14 protein-coding genes and 3 pseudogenes are annotated in these 18171 nt (G+C 71.1%); all 17 read left to right on the forward strand.

Annotated elements, in window-relative coordinates:
• The 17 genes and pseudogenes from BJF81_RS14030 (at window position 1) to BJF81_RS14115 (ending at window position 18161) form a co-directional block, all read left to right on the forward strand.
• On the forward strand, window positions 1-810 hold the full coding sequence (locus BJF81_RS14030) for a cell division protein FtsQ/DivIB (RefSeq protein WP_075958868.1): 810 nt from the start codon (window positions 1-3) through the stop codon (window positions 808-810).
• Between the two features lie 141 nt (window positions 811-951).
• Window positions 952-2277: a cell division protein FtsZ gene (gene ftsZ, locus BJF81_RS14035; protein WP_075958869.1), complete on the forward strand. Its 1326-nt coding sequence runs from the start codon at window positions 952-954 to the stop codon at window positions 2275-2277.
• A 202-nt stretch (window positions 2278-2479) separates the two neighbouring features.
• Window positions 2480-2857 carry a DivIVA domain-containing protein gene (locus BJF81_RS14040; protein WP_075958870.1) on the forward strand — a complete coding sequence of 126 codons (378 nt, stop codon included), beginning with the start codon at window positions 2480-2482 and terminating at the stop codon, window positions 2855-2857.
• A 4-nt stretch (window positions 2858-2861) separates the two neighbouring features.
• Window positions 2862-3644, forward strand: a complete 783-nt coding sequence (locus BJF81_RS14045) for a polyphenol oxidase family protein (protein ID WP_075958871.1) — start codon at window positions 2862-2864, stop codon at window positions 3642-3644.
• Window positions 3644-4371, forward strand: a pseudogene (locus BJF81_RS14050) (YggS family pyridoxal phosphate-dependent enzyme). The gene BJF81_RS14045 and the pseudogene BJF81_RS14050 overlap by 1 nt, the downstream one beginning before the upstream one ends.
• Before the next feature lie 60 nt (window positions 4372-4431).
• Complete coding sequence (locus BJF81_RS14055; RefSeq protein ID WP_075958872.1) at window positions 4432-4944, forward strand: cell division protein SepF; 513 nt, start codon at window positions 4432-4434, stop codon at window positions 4942-4944.
• Window positions 4945-4969: 25 nt separating this feature from the next.
• Window positions 4970-5254, forward strand: a complete 285-nt coding sequence (locus BJF81_RS14060) for a YggT family protein (protein WP_075958873.1) — start codon at window positions 4970-4972, stop codon at window positions 5252-5254.
• 128 nt (window positions 5255-5382) lie between these two features.
• Window positions 5383-7317: a TraR/DksA C4-type zinc finger protein gene (locus tag BJF81_RS20575; RefSeq protein WP_083664249.1), complete on the forward strand. Its 1935-nt coding sequence runs from the start codon at window positions 5383-5385 to the stop codon at window positions 7315-7317.
• A complete protein-coding gene (lspA, locus tag BJF81_RS14075) occupies window positions 7290-7838 on the forward strand; it encodes a signal peptidase II (RefSeq protein WP_083664250.1) in 549 nt (182 codons plus the stop codon). The genes BJF81_RS20575 and lspA overlap by 28 nt, the downstream gene beginning before the upstream one ends.
• Window positions 7835-8764 carry an RluA family pseudouridine synthase gene (locus BJF81_RS14080; protein WP_075958874.1) on the forward strand — a complete coding sequence of 310 codons (930 nt, stop codon included), beginning with the start codon at window positions 7835-7837 and terminating at the stop codon, window positions 8762-8764. Before lspA ends, BJF81_RS14080 begins: the two co-directional genes overlap by 4 nt.
• A 16-nt stretch (window positions 8765-8780) precedes the next feature.
• Window positions 8781-10442, forward strand: coding sequence for a glycoside hydrolase family 3 protein (locus BJF81_RS14085; protein ID WP_143780871.1), 1662 nt, complete (start codon window positions 8781-8783; stop codon window positions 10440-10442).
• 78 nt (window positions 10443-10520) lie between these two features.
• On the forward strand, window positions 10521-11744 hold the full coding sequence (locus tag BJF81_RS14090) for an endonuclease/exonuclease/phosphatase family protein (protein ID WP_075958875.1): 1224 nt from the start codon (window positions 10521-10523) through the stop codon (window positions 11742-11744).
• A 111-nt stretch (window positions 11745-11855) separates the two neighbouring features.
• Window positions 11856-13379 carry a PHP domain-containing protein gene (locus tag BJF81_RS14095; protein WP_083664251.1) on the forward strand — a complete coding sequence of 508 codons (1524 nt, stop codon included), beginning with the start codon at window positions 11856-11858 and terminating at the stop codon, window positions 13377-13379.
• A 233-nt stretch (window positions 13380-13612) separates the two neighbouring features.
• Window positions 13613-14029 (forward strand): annotated as a pseudogene (locus BJF81_RS21650) (LAGLIDADG family homing endonuclease); the annotation flags it as partial.
• 6 nt (window positions 14030-14035) lie between these two features.
• Window positions 14036-17067, forward strand: a pseudogene (dnaE, locus tag BJF81_RS14105) (DNA polymerase III subunit alpha); the annotation flags it as partial.
• A gap of 105 nt (window positions 17068-17172) precedes the next feature.
• Window positions 17173-17694: a hypothetical protein gene (locus tag BJF81_RS14110; RefSeq protein WP_075958876.1), complete on the forward strand. Its 522-nt coding sequence runs from the start codon at window positions 17173-17175 to the stop codon at window positions 17692-17694.
• Entirely contained in the window at window positions 17694-18161 is a 468-nt protein-coding gene (locus tag BJF81_RS14115; protein ID WP_075958877.1) for a hypothetical protein, read from the forward strand. The genes BJF81_RS14110 and BJF81_RS14115 overlap by 1 nt, the downstream gene beginning before the upstream one ends.
• Window positions 18162-18171: the final 10 nt, after the last annotated feature.

Genomic DNA, 18171 nt, shown 5'->3' on the forward strand with positions numbered 1-18171 from the left:
GTGCCGGACGCCGTCGCGGACCGGCTGCCGGGACGACGGGGGGAGGGGGAGGAACGGCTGGCCCGCCCGCCGCGACCGGGGGCCGTGCGCCGCGCCTTCCTGCTGTGGGGGCTGCTCGTGGCCCTGTTCGCCGGTGGCCTGGTGTTCCTGTTCTTCTACTCCGCGGCGTTCGTCGTCGAGGAGATCACGGTCGAGGGCGCCGAGGGAGAGCTGGCCGACAGCGTCGTCCACCACGCCGACATCCCGATGGGCCGGCCGCTGGCGCGGGTGTCCGAGCACAACCTGGCGCAGCGGGTGCTCGAGGGGGAGAAGCGGGTGCGGTCGGTGACCCTGGACCGGGACTACCCCTCCTCGATCAGCTACACCGTCGAGCTGCGCGAGCCGGCCCTGGCGCTGCGCAAAGGCAAGCAGACGTGGCTGGCCGACGAGGGCGGCGTGGTCTTCGAGCAGGTCGACGAGGCCTCCAACAAGCTCCCCGCGGTGACGGTGTCCGAGGAGCCGGACGACCTCGACCAGGAGACGGTAAGGGGGCTGGTCGAGCTGTGGCGCACCCGCCCCGACCCCGCCGAGCTGGAGGGGGAGCTGGACACGCCCAAGATGGACCGCAGCGGCGCGGTCACCCTGACGGTCGACCAGCTCACCGTGCTGTGGGGGCAGCCCACGGACACCGAGAAGAAGTGGCAGGTCGTGCGGGCGCTCGTGGACCAGGAGAGCATCGACCCCCAGGGCTGGGCCCCGCAGACGATCGACGTGCGGACCCCCGACACCCCGTCGGTGCAGGGGATCCCGCCGGCGCCGCCGGAGGGTTAGCCGCGGGGTCTGGCCGGCGTGGAAGGGTGAACCTGAGGTCGAGGTTCACGGTCTCGACCCGGGGCGGGGGTGCCCACCTATGATCGCGGGACGAGCACAACGCACGTCCCAGCACTGATCGAAGCCCCGAAAGGTCCACTTGTGTCCGCTGCGCAGAACTACCTGGCCGTCATCAAGGTCGTCGGCATCGGCGGTGGTGGCGTCAACGCCATCAACCGGATGATCGAGGTCGGCCTCAAGGGTGTCGAGTTCATCGCCATCAACACCGACGCCCAGGCGCTGCTCATGAGCGACGCCGACGTCAAGCTCGACGTGGGCCGCGAGCTGACCCGCGGCCTGGGTGCCGGCGCCGACCCCGAGGTGGGTCGCCGCGCCGCCGAGGACCACACCGAGGAGATCGAGGAGGCCCTGCGCGGGGCCGACATGGTCTTCGTCACCGCCGGCGAGGGCGGCGGCACCGGCACCGGTGGCGCCCCGGTCGTGGCCAAGATCGCCAAGTCGCTGGGCGCGCTGACCATCGGTGTCGTGACCCGCCCCTTTACCTTCGAGGGCCGCCGCCGTGCGAACCAGGCCGAGACCGGCATCGCCTCGCTGCGCGACGAGGTCGACACCCTCATCGTCATCCCCAACGACCGGCTGCTGTCGATCTCCGACCGCACGGTCAGCATGCTGGACGCCTTCCGCTCGGCCGACCAGGTCCTGCTCTCGGGTGTGCAGGGCATCACCGACCTCATCACCACGCCGGGCCTGATCAACCTGGACTTCGCCGACGTGAAGTCGGTCATGCAGGGTGCCGGGTCGGCCCTCATGGGCATCGGTTCGGCCAGAGGCGAGGACCGTGCCGTGCAGGCGGCCGAGCTGGCGATCAGCTCGCCCCTGCTGGAGGCCAGCATCGAGGGCGCCCACGGCGTCCTCCTGTCGGTGCAGGGCGGCTCGGACCTGGGTCTGTTCGAGATCAACGAGGCCGCCCGCCTGGTGCAGGAGGCCGCCCACCCGGAGGCCAACATCATCTTCGGTGCGGTCATCGACGACTCCCTCGGCGACGAGGTGCGGGTCACGGTTATCGCCGCCGGCTTCGACGGGGGAGCGCCCCAGACGCGCAGCGACGAGCGGGCGCTCGGGCAGGTGCAGCCGGGCCGGCAGCCGCAGCAGCAGCGCTCGGCCCAGCAGCCGCCGGCCCAGCAGGCGCAGCGTGCGGTCGGTGCGCCTGCGGCCCCCCAGGGCGGTCAGGGCCAGGCAGTGCCGCAGGGTGCCCAACAGGGCGGCCAGTTCGGCGGCCAGCAGGGTCAGGCCGGTGCGGACGACGGTCAGGGTGGTCAGCAGGGCGACGGGCAGCCGCCGGCCCAGGCGGCCCAGGCACCGCAGCAGCAGGCGCCGCAAGCCCAGCGCCCGGTGCAGCAGCCCCCGCGCCAGGTGACCTTCGAGGACGAGAACGACGACCTGGACGTGCCTGACTTCCTCAAATGATCCAGGCATCATCGAGCCCCGCCGGAGTCACGTCGGCGGGGTTCGACGGATCCAGTGGCAATCCGAGCGGGGCTCGAGATGGCAGACGTGCAAGATCGCTAGGATCGGCTCACGGTGCAGGTGCGCAATCTGGACCGCACACACTGAAGGCTTCCACGAGTCAGTGACCGGCCACCGGTGTCGAGTTCCGGAAGGTACCGCTATGTTCCTCGAGCCAGCAGACATCGTTGCTAAGACCTTTCCGGCCGCCAAGGAACCGCCTGGTTACGACGTCGGTGCGGTCGACTCATTCCTGCAGGAGGTGGCAGAGGAACTGCGAAGACTGCAGCGCGAAGGAGCTGCCGTGGGGAAAGCGCACGACACGGCGGGTGCGTCGGACCCCCATGGTCTGGCTGATCACCGCGACCGCCTACGGGCTGAGGTGGATCAGTTGCAGGCGGAGCTGGAGCGGCTGCAGAAGCAGCATCACGACTTCCGCGAGCGGGCGATCGAGTCGGTGCGCGAGCACCTGCATCTGCTCGAGGCCGGTCGCGACCAGCTGCCACCCCACGGGACGGTGCTGCATCCGCCGGTACGCTGACCGCGTGTTCCTCTGGCGCGAGCGGATCGACCCGGCCGGCACCGACTTCGGCGTCGAGTGGGTCTTCACCGACCGCCACGAGGGCTCCAGCCAGCCTCCCTACGACGAGCTCAACCTCGCCAACCACGTCGGTGACCGCGAGGAGGCGGTAGAGACCAACCGGCACCGGGTGGCCCACGAGCTCGGGCTGAGGGCGGCCGACCTGCGCTTCATGGACCAGCGTCACGGTTGCGACGTGGCGGTCACCCCCGGCACCCGCGACGACCTCGTGCCCGAGGTGGGCAGCCCCGACGCCCCCGCACCCGCGGTCGACGGGCTGGTCTCCGGCCGCACCGACGAGGCGCTCGTCGTGCTGGTGGCCGACTGCACGCCCGTCCTCCTGCTCGACCGGCGCGAGGGGCTGGTGGCGGCGGTGCACGCCGGGCGCCCCGGGATGATGTCCGGCGTCGTTTCGGCCACCCTCGCCTGGATGCGCACCCTCGGGGCCAAGGACGTGGAGGCCGTCGTCGGCCCGTCGGTGTGCCCCCGCTGCTACGAGGTGCCCGCGCGGATGCGGGACGAGGCCGCCCGGGTCAGCCCAGTCGCCCCGTCGGTCAGCTGGACCGGTACGCCGGCCATCGACGTCGGCGGCGCCGTCGTCGACCAGCTCGTCCGCGACGGCGTCAACGTCCGCTGGCTGCCCGGTTGCACCCGCGAGGACCCGAACCTCTACTCCTACCGCCGCGACGGCACCACCGGCCGGTTCGCCGGCATCGTCCGGCTGCTGCCCCCCGAGGAGGTCGCCTGATGACCGACCGCAGGACCGAGCTGCAGACCAACCTGGCCACCGTCCACGAGCGGATCGCCACCGCCTACGCCGACGCGGGCCGCGAGCCCGCAGAGATCACCCTAGTCGCGATCACCAAGTTCTTCCCCGCCTCCGACGTCGTCCACCTGGCCGACCTCGGCGTGCGCCACGTGGGGGAGAACAAGGACCAGGAGGCCGGGGCCAAGGTCGCCGAGCTCCCCGCCGAGGTCCGCGAGCTGCTCACCGTCCACTTCGTCGGCCAGCTGCAGAGCAACAAGGCCGGCCACGTCGCCCGCTACGCCGACGTCGTCCAGTCCGTCGACCGCCACAAGATCGTCAAGGCCCTCGACCGCGGGGCGGGCACCGCCCTCGCCGAGGGCACGCGGCACACCCCCCTTGAGGTGACGATCCAGGTCGACCTGGGGGAGGGGGCCGACGCCGGACGCGGCGGGGCCGTGCCTGCGGACGTGCCCGCCCTCGCCGACGCGGTCGCCGCCACCGAGCACCTGCGGCTGCGCGGGGTGATGGCCGTGGCCCCCCTCGGGCTGGACGAGGACGCACCGCCGCGGCGTTCCGGCGGCTCGCCGACCTCTCTGCGCGCCTGCGCCCCGACCACCCGGAGGCCACCTGGGTCTCCGCCGGCATGAGCGGCGACCTGGAAACTGCTGTGACGCACGGTGCGACACACCTGCGTGTCGGGACCGGAATCCTGGGAGCCCGGCGGTAGCGTCGGGCTCGACCGATCCACCACGGGTAGCACGCCCGTACGCACCAAGGAGCTCGCTACATGGCCGGGGCGCTGCGCAAGACGATGGAGTACCTCGGACTCGCCGAGTCCGACGAGCGGTACGACGACTACGACGCCTACCCGGAGGAGCCGGCCGAGGCCCACCGCGGCGGCGCCGTCCGCGCCGTCCGGGACGAGGACGACGACCGTCCCGACCAGGACGCCGAGGTCACCCCCCTGCCGCGTCGCACGCCGGTCAGCCAGGTCGTCCGGGAGCCCAAGATGAGCGAACTGAACCGCATCACCACCATCCACCCGCGGACCTACAACGAGGCCAAGGACATCGGGGAGTCCTTCCGCGGCGGGATCCCGGTCATCATCAACCTCACCGACATGGACGACGCCGACGCCAAGCGCCTGGTGGACTTCTCCGCCGGTCTCGCCTTCGGCCTGCGCGGCTCCATCGAACGGGTCACCAGCAAGGTCTTCCTGCTCTCGCCCGAGCACATCGAGGTCGAGGGCGGCACCGCCGAACGGCAGCGCCAGGGCTCCGGTCCCTTCAACCAGAGCTGAGGCAACCAGCACGTAGGCTGTCCCCATGGTCGGACAGATCCTCTACGCAGTCCTGAGCCTCTACCTGTTCGTCCTCATCGGCCGGCTGGTCTTCGACTGGATCATGGTCTTCTCCCGGGACTTCCGGCCCAAGGGTCCGGTCCTGGTCCTGGCCAACGGGATCTACGCGCTCACCGACCCGCCCCTGAAGGCCCTGCGCAAGGTCATCCCGCCCCTGCGGCTCGGCGGGATCGCGCTGGACCTCGGCTTCCTCGTGCTCATCCTCGCGGTGAGCCTGGCCCGCGGCTTCGCCGTCACGCTGCCGTTCTGACGGCCCACCCGTCGGGGTGCCCCCGGTGCGTTAGAGTGACCCTGCACGTGCAGACCGCGCGTCATCGACCCTGCCCTGACGACCCGTGCGCCGGGCTGCGGCGGTGACTCCCCGACACGAGGTGAAACATGGCGCTGACCCCCGAAGACGTCATCAAGAAGAGCTTCAGTGCGACCCACCTGCGTCGCGGCTACGACGAGACCCAGGTGGACGACTTCCTCGACGAGGTGGTCGTCGAGCTGCGGCGTCTGCTGGCGGAGAACGACTCGCTGCGCACCGACCTCGAGGACTGCCGTGCCAGCCGGGGGATGGGCGGCGACGACACCGAGCGCTTCACCCCCGCCGCCGCCGTGCCGGGTATGGAGTCGGCCGCCTCCGACGAGCGCGCCGAGCAGCTGCAGGCCGAGCTGGAGGAGGCCCGGCGCGAGCTGGCCGCCTGCCAGGAGGCCCGCGCCCAGGCCGAGGAGCGGGCCCAGGCCGCCGAGAGCTCCCGCGTCGAGGGTGCCGAGGGTGCCTCCGCCGACCTGGAGGACCTGCGCGGCCGGGTGGCCGCCTCCGACCAGCGCGTCCGCGAGCTCGAGGGTCAGCTCTCCGAGGCGCAGGACCGCGCCCGGTCCGCCGAGGAGCAGGCCGAACAGGCCCGGGCCGAGGCCGAGCAGGCCCGCCAGGACGCCGAGGAGCGCGCCGCCGAGCAGGGCCAGGCGGCCCCCGTCGCCGCGGCCGCCGCGATGCCTGGCGCCGGCGAGGAGTCCTCCAAGATCATCTCGCTGGCCCAGCGTCTGCACGACCAGCACGTCGCCGAGGGTGAGACGACCAAGCGTCAGCTCATCGAGGAGGCCGAGGGCTACCGCGACCGGACCGTCGCGGAGGCCGACCAGCGCCGGGACGAGCTGGTGACCACCGGTCAGGAGACCCACGACCGGCTCGTGCACGAGGGCCAGACCCGCCACGACGAGCTCGTCAGCACCGGTCAGGAGACGCACGACCGGCTCGTGCACGAGGGCCAGACCCGCCACGACGAGCTGGTCAGCACCGGGCAGGAGACGCACGACCGCCTCGACGAGCGAGGGCCGCCAGCAGCGCGAGCAGCTCGTCACCGAGGGTCAGAACCGGCACGACGAGCTGGTCAGCACCGGCCAGCAGACCCACGACCGGCTCGTGGGCGAGGGGCAGAGCTCGCGCGACCAGATGGTCGGCGAGGCCGAGCAGCGCCGCACCGCGATCCTGGAGGAGCTCAACACCCAGCAGAACTCGCTGACCGGCCGGATCGGCGAGCTGCAGACCCAGGAGACCGACCTGCGCGACCGCCTGCGCACGTTCCTGTCCGAGCAGCTCTCCCGCATCGACGGGGACCAGCAGCGCTGACCCCCACCGGGTGGTCACCCCACCCCGCACGTGAGCACGGGCGCCCCGGGACCTCCCGGGCGCCCGTCGCGTTGCCGCATACCCGGGGGAGGGCGGCGTGGACGCGCAGGGGGCGTCCTCCCACCCCCAGGGGTGTTTCCCGGAGGACCGGCGTGGCGGATGGGAAGGACGTTGTCTCCAGGGGCCGCGTGGCATATCCTCTGCGCACCGTTGCCCACGACCGGCCGCCGGCCGACCGTGGGTTCTTGCACACAGGAAGGCACCTCGTGGCCAGCACTGCGAAGAAGCGTGGGGGCACCGCGCACGAGTCCCTGAGCGTCCGGGACGACGAGGACGCCTGGACGGCCGAGGAGCTGGCCGAGGTGCGCGCCGAGCTGGAGGCCGACGTGGCCCGGCTCGGGGTCGAGCTGGACGAGGCCGAGCACGACCTCGTCGAGATGATGCGCAGCTATGCCGACGGGGCCGGGGACGACCAGGCCGACGCGGGCGCGGCGACCTGGGAGCGCGAGCACGAGCTGTCCCTGGCCAACAACGCCCGCGACCTGCTCATGCAGACCCTGCGGGCGCTGGAGCGGATCAACACCGGCTCCTACGGCGACTGCGAGGCGTGCGGCAACCCCATCGGCAAGATGCGGCTGCAGGCCTTCCCCCGTGCGACCCTATGCATGACATGCAAGCAGAAGCAGGAACGCCGCTGACCCACGCCCCGACCCCCTCCACGGTCCGCCCCCGCCGGCGGACCGTCGTCGTGCTGGGCCTGGCCGCCGGCTGGGTGGTGCTCGACCAGCTGACCAAGGTCTGGGCCGAGCGGGCGCTGACCCAGGGGGAGCCCGTCCAGGTCGTGGGCGACCTGCTGCGCTGGCACCTGACCTACAACTCCGGTGCGGCCTTCTCCATGGGCACCTCGCTGACGCCGGTGATCACCGTGGTCGGCACCGTCATCTCCGTGGTGGTCGTGTCGATGGCCTTCCGCGTGCGCAGCCTGCCGTGGGCCGTGGCGCTGGGGCTGCTGCTCGGCGGCGCGGTCGGCAACCAGATCGACCGCTACCTGCGCGTGCCGGGGCCGCTGTTCGGGCACGTCGTCGACTTCATCCGGCTGCCCAACTTCGCCATCTTCAACGTCGCCGACATCGGGGTGACCAGCGCCGCGGTGCTCATCGGGATCCTCGCGCTGCGCGGGCTGCGGCTCGACGGCACCCGCGAGGGGCAGGAGCCGTGAGCGACTCCCGGGCCTTCGCCGTCCCCGAGGGTCTGGAGGGGGAGCGGGTCGACGCCGCCCTCGCCCGGCTGCTCGGGCTCTCCCGGTCCAAGGCCGCCGACCTGGCCGCCGACGGTCACGTGACCGTCGACGGCAAGGTGGTCGGCAAGTCCGACCGGGTCATGGCCGGGGCGTGGCTGGAGGTGACCCTCCCGCCCGTCGGACCGCCGCCGGGCCTGGAGGTCGTCGCCGAGCCGGTCGAGGGGATGCGGATCGTGCACGACGACACCGAGATGGTCGTCGTCGACAAGCCGGCCTTCGTCGCCGCCCACCCCAGCGTCGGGTGGTCCGGGCCGACGGTCGTCGGGGGGTTGGCGGCCGCCGGCTACCGCATCTCCACCTCGGGGGCGCCCGAGCGGCAGGGGATCGTGCAGCGCCTCGACGTGGGCACGTCCGGGCTGATGGTCGTGGCCAAGTCCGAGCGGGCCTACACCGTGCTCAAGCAGGCCTTCCGCGACCGGGTGGTCGACAAGACCTACCACGCCCTCGTCCAGGGCCTGCCCGACCCGCACGAGGGCATCATCGACGCCCCGATCGGGCGGCACCCCGGGCACGACTACCGGTTCGCCGTCCGTCGCGAGGGTCGGGCCAGCATCACCCACTACGAGCTCCTCGAGGCGCACCGCTCGGCAAGCCTGCTCCAGATCCACCTCGAGACGGGCCGCACCCACCAGATCCGGGTGCACTTCTCCGCCCTGCACCACCCGTGCGCCGGCGACCTGACCTACGGGGCCGACCCCACCCTGGCCAAGCGGCTGGGGCTGCAGCGGCAGTGGCTGCACGCGGTCAAGCTGGGCTTCGAGCACCCCGGCAGCGGGGAGTACGTCGAGTTCGACTCCCCCTACCCCGACGACCTGCAGCACGCGCTGGACGTCGTCCGGGGCTGAGGAGAGGTCAGGGGGCATGAGAGGGGTCGCCAGGTCCGGCGTCGTCGGCGCCGTCGTGCTGCTCGTCCCCCTCGGGGCCTGCGCGGTCAAGACGCCCGCACCGACGAGTTCCCCGGCCGGCAGCACGACGACGGTGGAGCCCGCCCCGGAGACGACGGCGACCCCGGCGCCCGCGCCGGCACCCGACCCGGAGCCGTCGGACGAGGCCGACCGCACGACCGAGCCCCCGGAGCCCGAGCCGGCGCTCGAGGACGAGGCCGCCGAGCTCGTCGAGGACCTGACCCTGGAGGAGAAGGCCGGCCAGGTCGTGGTCGCCTCCCATCTCGGGGCGGCGCCGCCGGTCGGCCTGGTCACCGACCACCACCTCGGCGGGATCATCGTCATGGACCCCGACCTGACCTCCGACCAGCTGGCCGGGCTGAACGCGGCGATGACCGAGGCGGGGGAGACGACGGGAAGGGCGTGGCCGGTCTTCCTCGGGGTCGACCAGGAGGGCGGCCTCGTCGAGCGGGCCAAGGGCGACCTGACCCGCTTCCCCACGTTCATGAGCCTGGGCGCAGCGGACGACCCCGACCTGACACGGCGTGCGGCGGCGGCCTCGGGGGCGGAGCTGAGGGGCGTGGGGTTCACCGCGGTCTTCGCCCCGACGGCGGACGTGACGATGGGACTCTCCGACCCCACCATCGGCTCGAGGTCGCCGGGCGGCGACCCGGAGCTGGTCGCCGAGCACGCGACGGCCGCCGGACTCGGCTACCTCGACGCCGGGATCCTGCCCGTGGTCAAGCACTTCCCCGGGCACGGCTCGGTCCCGGCCGACAGCCACGTCCAGCTGCCCGTGCAGACCCGCACGCTCGAGGAGCTGAGGGACAGCGACCTGGTCCCGTTCGAGGCGGCCGTCGAGGCCGACCTGCCAGCGGTCATGGTGGGACACATCCAGGTCGCGGCGCTGGAGTCGCAGCTGCCCTCGTCGCTCGAGCCGGAGGTGGTCGAGGGGATGCTCCGCGACGACCTGGGCTTCGACGGCCTGGTCGTCACCGACGCGCTCAACATGGCCGCCGTGTCGAACGCCTACGGCCCGGGGCAGGCCTCCGTCGCCGCCCTGCAGGCCGGTGCGGACGTGCTCCTCATGCCCTCGGACCCGCTGGCCGCACGCGACGCCATCGTCGCCGCCGTCGGCGACGGGACGCTGGCGCAGGAGCGGCTCGACGAGGCCGTCGTCCGCCAGGTCACGGCGCTGCTCGAGGCGCAGGAGCAGGGGACGGTCGAGCCCCTCCAGCCCGGCGGAGCCGCAGACGTGGCCCGCGAGGTGTCGCAGGCCGCGGTCACCGTGGTCCAGGGAGAGTGCGGTGGACCGCTGGTCGACGGCGGCGTCCTCCCCATGGGCGACCGGCTGGCGGTCCAGCGCTTCGAGCGGGCCGCCGAACGGGCCGGCCTGCCCCTGGGCACCGGCACCACCGTCGAGCTCCTCCGCCCCGGCCAGGGCCCCTACGGGGCACAGGTCTCGGTGGCCCTCGAGACGCCATACCTGCTCAGTGCCAGCGGCGCCCCGACGAAGGTGGCGCTCTACGGCGACACCCCCGGCGCCATGGACGCGCTCGTCGCCGCCCTCACCGGGGACGCCCCGGCACCGGGGAGGCTGCCCGTGGAGGTCGACGGCGTGGAGCGCGCCGGCTGCTGACGCGAGGTCTCGACCCGTGCGCCCGGCTGCACCCACCTGGGGGTGCGCGGCACGGCATACCCGCCTATGTTGCGCGGTATGACCTCCGCCGCCCGCCGCACGATCGCGACCACCTCGACCCTCGCCCTGGTCCTCGGGCTGGGCGCCGCCGCGCTCCCGGCCGCCGCCGGACCCGAGCGGGGGCAGGGCAAGCCCGACCTGGACGTACGGTTCGCCACCTTCAACGCCTCGCTCAACCGCTTCAACGACGGCGACCTCGCGCGGGACCTGTCCACCGGGGAGAACCTCCAGGCGCAGAACGTCGCCGAGACGATCCAGCGCACCCGCCCGGACGTCGTGCTCGTCAACGAGTTCGACTACGCGGCCGGCAACGAGGACCTGTTCCGCGACAACTACCTCGAGGTGCCCCAGAACGGTGCCGAGGCGATCGACTACCCCTACGCCTACATCGCCCCGTCCAACACCGGGATCCCCAGCGGGGTCGACCTCAACGGCGACGGGACCGTCGGCGGGCCCGACGACGCGTTCGGCTACGGGTACTTCCCCGGGCAGTACGGGATGGTCGTCTACTCCCGCTACCCGATCAACGCCGACGAGGTGCGCACCTTCCAGACGTTCCGATGGGCCGACATGCCGGGCAACCTCATGCCGACGGACTTCTACTCGCAGGAGGCGCAGGAGGTGCTGCGCCTGTCCAGCAAGTCCCACTGGGACGTCCCCGTCGAGGTCGGCCACAGGACCGTGCACGTGCTCGCCGCCCACCCGACCCCGCCGACCTTCGACGGGCCCGAGGACCGCAACGGCCGGCGCAACCACGACGAGATCCGCTTCTGGGCCGACTACGTCGGCTCGCCGAAGGAGTCGGCCTACATCTACGACGACGAGGGGGAGCGGGGCGGGCTCAAGCCGGGCGAGCGCTTCGTGGTCGTCGGTGACTACAACGCCGACCCGCGCGACGGGGACTCGGTGAACGGCGCGATCGACCAGCTGCTCGACCATCCGCGGGTCAACACCACGGTCACCCCCGCCAGCGAGGGCGGGGCCGAGCAGGCCTTCCTCCAGGGCGGCGTCAACCTCGAGCACCGGGGCGACCCGGCGTTCGACACGGCCGACTTCTCCGAGCCGCCCGGCAACCTCCGCGTCGACTACGTCCTGCCCAGCCGGTCGTTGAAGATCGACGACGCGGGGGTGTTCTGGCCGACCTCCGACGACCCGCTGTTCCGGCTCGTGGGCACCTACCCGTTCCCCACGAGCGACCACCGGCTCGTGTGGGTGGACGTGCGGCTGCCACACCGGGGCTGAGGGGGTCGCCCGCCCCGCTGAGGGACCCCTGCGGGCCCCCCACCTGCGTCGTCGTCCGCGGCCCCGGCGCGGGGGCATACCTGTCGGTGGAGGGACCTAAGATCGGGGGCGATGTCAGCGCCAGCCAGCTCCGGGAACTTCGTCCACCTGCACAACCACACCGAGTACTCGATGCTCGACGGTGCGGCGCGGATCGAGGACATGATCTCGACGGCGCACGACCTGGGCATGCCGGCGATCGCGACCACCGACCACGGGTTCATCTTCGGGGCCTACGAGTTCTGGAAGACGGCGCAGAAGTACGACGTCAAGCCGATCATCGGGCTCGAGGCCTACCTCACGCCGGGCACCCACCGGACGGACAAGACCCGGGTGAAGTACGGCGACGGCGGGCGTGACGACGTCTCCGGCGGCGGTGCCTACACCCACATGACGATGCTGGCCCGGAACAACAACGGCATGCACAACCTCTTCCGGATGGCCTCGCTGGCCTCCATGGAGGGCTACTACTTCAAGCCCCGCATGGACAAGGAGCTGCTGGAGACCTACGGCCAGGGGATGATCGTCACCACCGGGTGCCCGTCGGGGGAGATCCAGACCCGGCTGCGGCTGGGGCAGTACCGCGAGGCCGTCCAGCACGCCAGCGACCTGCGTGACATCTTCGGCCACGAGAACGTCTACTGCGAGCTCATGGACCACGGGATCCAGATCGAGCGGCAGGTGCGCCAGGACCTGCTCAAGCTGGCCCGCGAGCTCGACCTGCCGCTGCTGGCGACCAACGACCTGCACTACACCAAGCAGGAGGACGCCAAGGCCCACTCGGCCCTGCTGTGCGTGCAGTCCGGGTCGACCATGCAGGACCCCAACCGGTTCCAGTTCGGCGGCGACGGCTACTACCTCAAGACGGCCGAGGAGATGCGCCACCTGTGGCGCGAGCTGCCCGAGGCCTGCGACAACACGCTCGTGGTCGCCGAACGCTGCGACATCTCCTTCACCGAGGGGGAGGGGCGCTACATGCCCAAGTTCCCCTGCCCCGAGGGCCACGACGAGACGAGCTGGTTCCTCGCCGAGGTGGAGACCGGGCTGCACCGGCGCTTCCCCGAGGGCGTGCCCGACTACGCCCGCAAGCAGGCGGCCTACGAGTCGAACGTGATCATCGATAAGGGCTACTGCTTCACGCCGGAGACCCCAGTGCTCATGGCGGATGGAGCCTGGAAGCCGATCCAGGATGTCCGGGCGGGGGAGGACGTTACCTCGGTAGACATGTCTTCCTACCGCGGACGCGTGGCCAGGGTCGAGGAAGTCCTGACTCGAGAGGTGTCCGAAGAGCTTTACGTAGTACGACCGCATGGTCAGCCATGGCCCATCCGTGCGACCGCGGAGCACCCGTTCCTCGTCGCTCGGCGTGGCTGGGTCGAGGCCAGGGACGTCCGTCCTGGGGACGAAGTCATGCTGCCGCAGCCGCCCAGAGATCCTTACCAACCGTTCGACCTGCGGTCGCTCATGCAGGAACGCGGCTGGCAGACCGAGGAACGGCCGGGCCAGCGCGTGGCCCGTCTCGGGTCGGGCAGGCTGCGGGCGCTCGTCCGAACAAGGGAGACATGCCGGGGGCCGTGGAATGGTCGCCAGAACTGATGTGGCTGCTCGGGATGTGGGTGGCAGAGGGTCATCTCTACGACCCGGATGGCGAGACGAACCCCGGGCAGATCGGGTGGACCCTCCACAAGGACGAGCCGGCAGTCGGCCGCCTCTGCGAGGCGATCGAGAACCTGGGTCTCGGCACCCCACGTGTCTACAAGAAGTCCTCGGAAAGCGCGCCATCCCACCAGGGCGTCTGCATCATGCTGACGAACCACCCCCTGGCACTGATGCTCAAAGAGCTTTTTGGCACCGGCGTACGGAGCAAGACAGTGCACCCGTGGGTGCGGTCGGTCCCGGATGAAGGTCTTTGGGCTTTCATCGAGGGGTGGGTCGACGGGGATGGGCACCAAGATGCCCGAGGAAAGACCAACGTTGTCACGGTGAACCCGACACTGGCGCGGGAACTTCGGAACATACTTTTGTCCCTCGGTCAGTGGGCCACCGTTCAGCAGAGTCCTAGCCAACGAACCTGCAAGGTCCTGTGGGTCAAGGAGAGAAGCAAGGCCCCCTATAACGCGTTCAACGCCGACGGTCGATGGTGGGTCAAGGTGCGCGCGGTCGACCGTGAGCCCTACAACGGCACCGTCTACAACCTCACAGTTGACGAGGACCACACCTACGTGGCCGAGGGTGTCGCGGTCCACAACTGTGGGTACTTCCTTGTCGTTTCCGACTTCATCAACTGGGCCAAGGACAACGGCATCCGCGTCGGGCCGGGACGAGGCTCCGGCGCCGGGTCGATGTGCGCCTACGCGATGGGCATCACCGACCTGGACCCGATCCCGCACGGGCTGATCTTCGAGCGCTTCCTCAACCCCGAGCGCAAGTCGATGCCCGACTTCGACGTCGACTTCGACGACCGGCGACGCTCCGAGGTCATCCGCTACGTCACCGAGAAGTACGGCGACGAGCGGGTCGCGATGATCGTCACCTACGGCACGATCAAGGCCAAGCAGGCGCTCAAGGACGCCTCCCGGGTGATGGGCTACCCCTTCGCCATGGGGGAGAAGCTCACCAAGGCGATGCCGCCGTCGGTCATGGGCAAGGACATCCCGCTCTCGGGCATCCAGGACCCGGAGCACAAGAGGTACGGCGAGGCCGGCGAGTTCCGCCAGATGCTGGCCGAGGACCAGCACGCCGCGGAGATCTTCGAGACCGCCAAGGGGCTGGAGGGGCTGAAGCGCCAGTGGGGCGTGCACGCCGCCGGCGTCATCATGTCCAGTGAGCCGCTCATCGACCTCATCCCGATCATGCGCCGGGAGCAGGACGGCCAGATCATCACCCAGTTCGACTACCCGACGTGCGAGACGCTCGGGCTGGTCAAGATGGACTTCCTGGGCCTGCGCAACCTCACCGTCCTCGACGACGCGATCGTCAACATCCGGGAGAACCGCGGCGAGGAGATCGACCTCGACGCCCTCTCCAAGGACATGACCGACCGGAAGACCTACGAGCTGCTCGGTCGCGGCGACACCCTCGGCGTGTTCCAGCTCGACGGCAACGGCATGCGCCAGCTGCTGCGGCTCATGCGCCCGGACAACTTCGAGGACATCTCCGCCGCGCTCGCGCTCTACCGTCCCGGCCCGATGGGGGTGAACGCGCACACCAACTTCGCCCTGCGCAAGAACGGCCAGCAGGAGGTCGTCCCGCTCGACCCGCAGCTGAAGGGCAAGCTGCAGCCGCAGATGGTGGAGGCGCTCGAGCCGATTCTCGGAAATACCTACGGCCTGTGCGTTGCGGGGGACACCCCCATCGTCGACGCCGACACGGGCGAGAGGGTGCGCATCGACGAGCTCGCCGACCGGGTCACGGAAGGGTTCTTCACCTTCGGTGTCGACGATCGCGGCAAGGTCGTCCGACGCCGGGTCACCCACTGGTGGGAGATGCCCGCGAAGCCGGTGCTCACGGTGCGCACGGACGCTGGTCAGGAGCTCCGCCTGTCGGCGGACCACAAGGTGCTCACCACCCGGGGCTGGGTCCCGGCGGGCGAGCTCGTGGCCGGGGTGGATGCGATCGCCCGCAGCTCGGACGAGCGCGTCGCGGCTCCTGAGCCCGCGATGGCGGCTGCCGGTGTTGCGGGCGGGATGTCGACCCAGGGTGCGACCGGGGGGCGCGAGACCGCATACCCGGAGCTGGACTGGGCCATCGTCGAGGACATCCACGTCGGTGACCCCGAGCCCGTCTACGACATCACCGTCGACGACGTGCACAACTTCGTCTCCAGCGGCCTGGTGCTCTCGAACTGCATCTACCAGGAGCAGGTGATGGAGATCGCGCAGAAGCTGGCGGGCTACACCCTGGGCAACGCCGATCTGCTCCGCCGGGCGATGGGCAAGAAGAAGAAGGAGGTGCTCGACGCCGAGTACATCCCCTTCTCCGACGGGATGAAGGCCCAGGGCTACAACGAGGAGTCGATCGCCTCGCTGTGGGGCGTGCTCGTGCCGTTCTCGGACTACGCCTTCAACAAGGCGCACACCGCGGCCTACGGCGTCATCTCCTACTGGACCGCCTACCTCAAGGCCAACTACTCGGCCGAGTACATGGCCGCCCTGCTCACCAGCGTCGGCGACGACAAGGACAAGACCGCCCTCTACCTGGCCGAGTGCCGGCGGATGGGCATCGCGGTGCTCCCGCCCGACGTGAACGCCTCGGTGGCCAACTTCGCCGCCGTCGGCGACGACATCCGCTTCGGGCTCTCGGCCGTGCGCAACGTCGGGCACAACGTCGTGGGTGCCGTCGTGCGCACCCGCGAGGAGAAGGGCGCCTTCACCTCCTTCGAGGACTTCCTGCGCAAGTCGCCGGCGGTCGTGTGCAACAAGCGCACCGTCGAGTCGCTGTGCAAGTCCGGCGCTTCGACAGCCTCGGCCACACCCGGCAGGGCCTGGTCACCGTGCACGAGCGCTACGTCGACGCCCTCGTCGACGAGAAGAAGCAGGAGGCCATCGGGCAGGACTCCCTCTTCTCCGGTTTCGGCTTCGGCGACGACGAGCAGGAACAGGAGGGTATGCAGATCGTCACCCTCCCGCCGGTGCCGGACATCGAGTGGGACAAGTCGGTCCTGCTCGCCTTCGAGCGGGAGATGCTGGGGCTCTACGTCTCAGACCACCCGCTCAACGGGATCGAGCACATCCTGGCGCAGCACTCCAACTCCTCGATCCTGGAGATCGTCGGCGAGGACGGGGCCCGGGACGGCGACTTCGTCACCGTCGCCGGCCTGCTGACCAACCTGCAGCTGAAGCGGACCAAGAACGGTGACCCCTACGCCCGGCTGTCGATCGAGGACATGGCCGGCTCCCTGGAGGTGGTGTTCTGGCCGAAGGTCTACATGACCATCTCCACGATGCTCGCCGAGGACACCGTGGCCGTGGTCAAGGGCCGGTTGAAGAAGGGCGACGACGGCGCCGAGCTGATGGCCAACGAGCTGCTCCTGCCCGACATCAAGCAGGGTCCGCGCGGTCCGGTCGTGCTCAGCCTGCCGCTGACCAGGGCCACCGACGGGCTGGCGCACAAGCTCAAGACCGTGCTGGCCGACCACCCCGGCAGCACCGAGGTCCAGGTCCGGCTCACCCAGCCGGGGCGCACCGTGCTGCTGCGCCTCGACGAGACCCTGCGCGTCACCGCCTCGCCCGAGCTCTTCGGCGACCTCAAGGCCCTCCTGGGACCGCACTGCATCGCCGGCTGAGCCCGGGCGACCGTTGACGACCGGGCGGCCGGGTGGGTCGGGCTGCCGAGCGGCACGCTTCTTGGCACGATGGCATCGAGGACCCACCGACCCCAGGAGGATGCCGTGCCACTGACCGCCGAGCAGGCCGGGCTGGACACGTCCGTGCTCGAGCTCTACCTCAACGACCACCTGGCCGGCGCCACAGTTGGGCGGGACCGTGCGCACCGGATGGCCAAGGACCACGCGGACCTGCCGGTCGCCGGCGATCTCACCTCGTTCGCCCGCCAGCTCGACGAGGAGTGGGACCGCCTCGACCGGCTCATCAAGGAGCTGGGCCTGGACACCCTGCGCTACCGGCAGCTGACCGCGACGGTCGGGGAGAAGCTGGGCCGGCTCAAGCTCAACCGGCGCCTGACGCAACGCTCGCCGATGACGCCGCTGCTGGAGACCGAGCTCATGCGGGGCGCGGTCAACGCCAAGCGCGGCCTGTGGCAGGTGATGGAGGCGCTCGCCCCCCGGCTGCAGATGGACCCCGCCGAGTGGCAGGAGCTCGACGCCCAGGCCGTGGACCAGTCCGAGCTGCTCGACCGGGTCCACGCGGCCCTGCGCCCCGACGCCTTCGTGCCGGGGAGCCGCCCGTCCTGATGCCGCTGCGTCACCTCCTCCGTGCCCTGGTCGCGCTCGTCCTCGCAGGCTCCGTGCTCTCCGCCTGCACCCACGAGGTGACGACCGAGGAGGTGCTCCGCGGGGTCCCGCTGGCCACCGACGAGATCGAGGGCTTCGAGGTCGAGACCCACGCGGTGACCCGCGGCACCGAGGTCGAGGAGGACGGGGACAGCCGGCTGGTCCGCGCCCGGATCACCCGTCACCTGCGACCGCTCGAGGGAACGGTGGAGGAGGCTGTCGCGCGGCTGGTGGAGCAGTCCTTCGCCCAGGGATGGATGCCGCAGGTCGAGGAGGGGGAGCTGCCGTTCGTGGCGACGCGGTCGCTGCCCGCCGGACCGGGTCGCCTGACCGTCTCGCTGCCCGAGGACGGGTCCACCGACCTGGTCGTGCTGACCATCGAGGTGGGCGACGACGCGGATGAGGACGCGGTCACCGGGCGCGGGTAGCGTTGACCGG

The sequence above is a fragment of the Ornithinimicrobium sp. CNJ-824 genome (genome assembly GCF_001942405.1).
Classification (GTDB): domain Bacteria; phylum Actinomycetota; class Actinomycetes; order Actinomycetales; family Dermatophilaceae; genus Ornithinicoccus; species Ornithinicoccus kibberensis.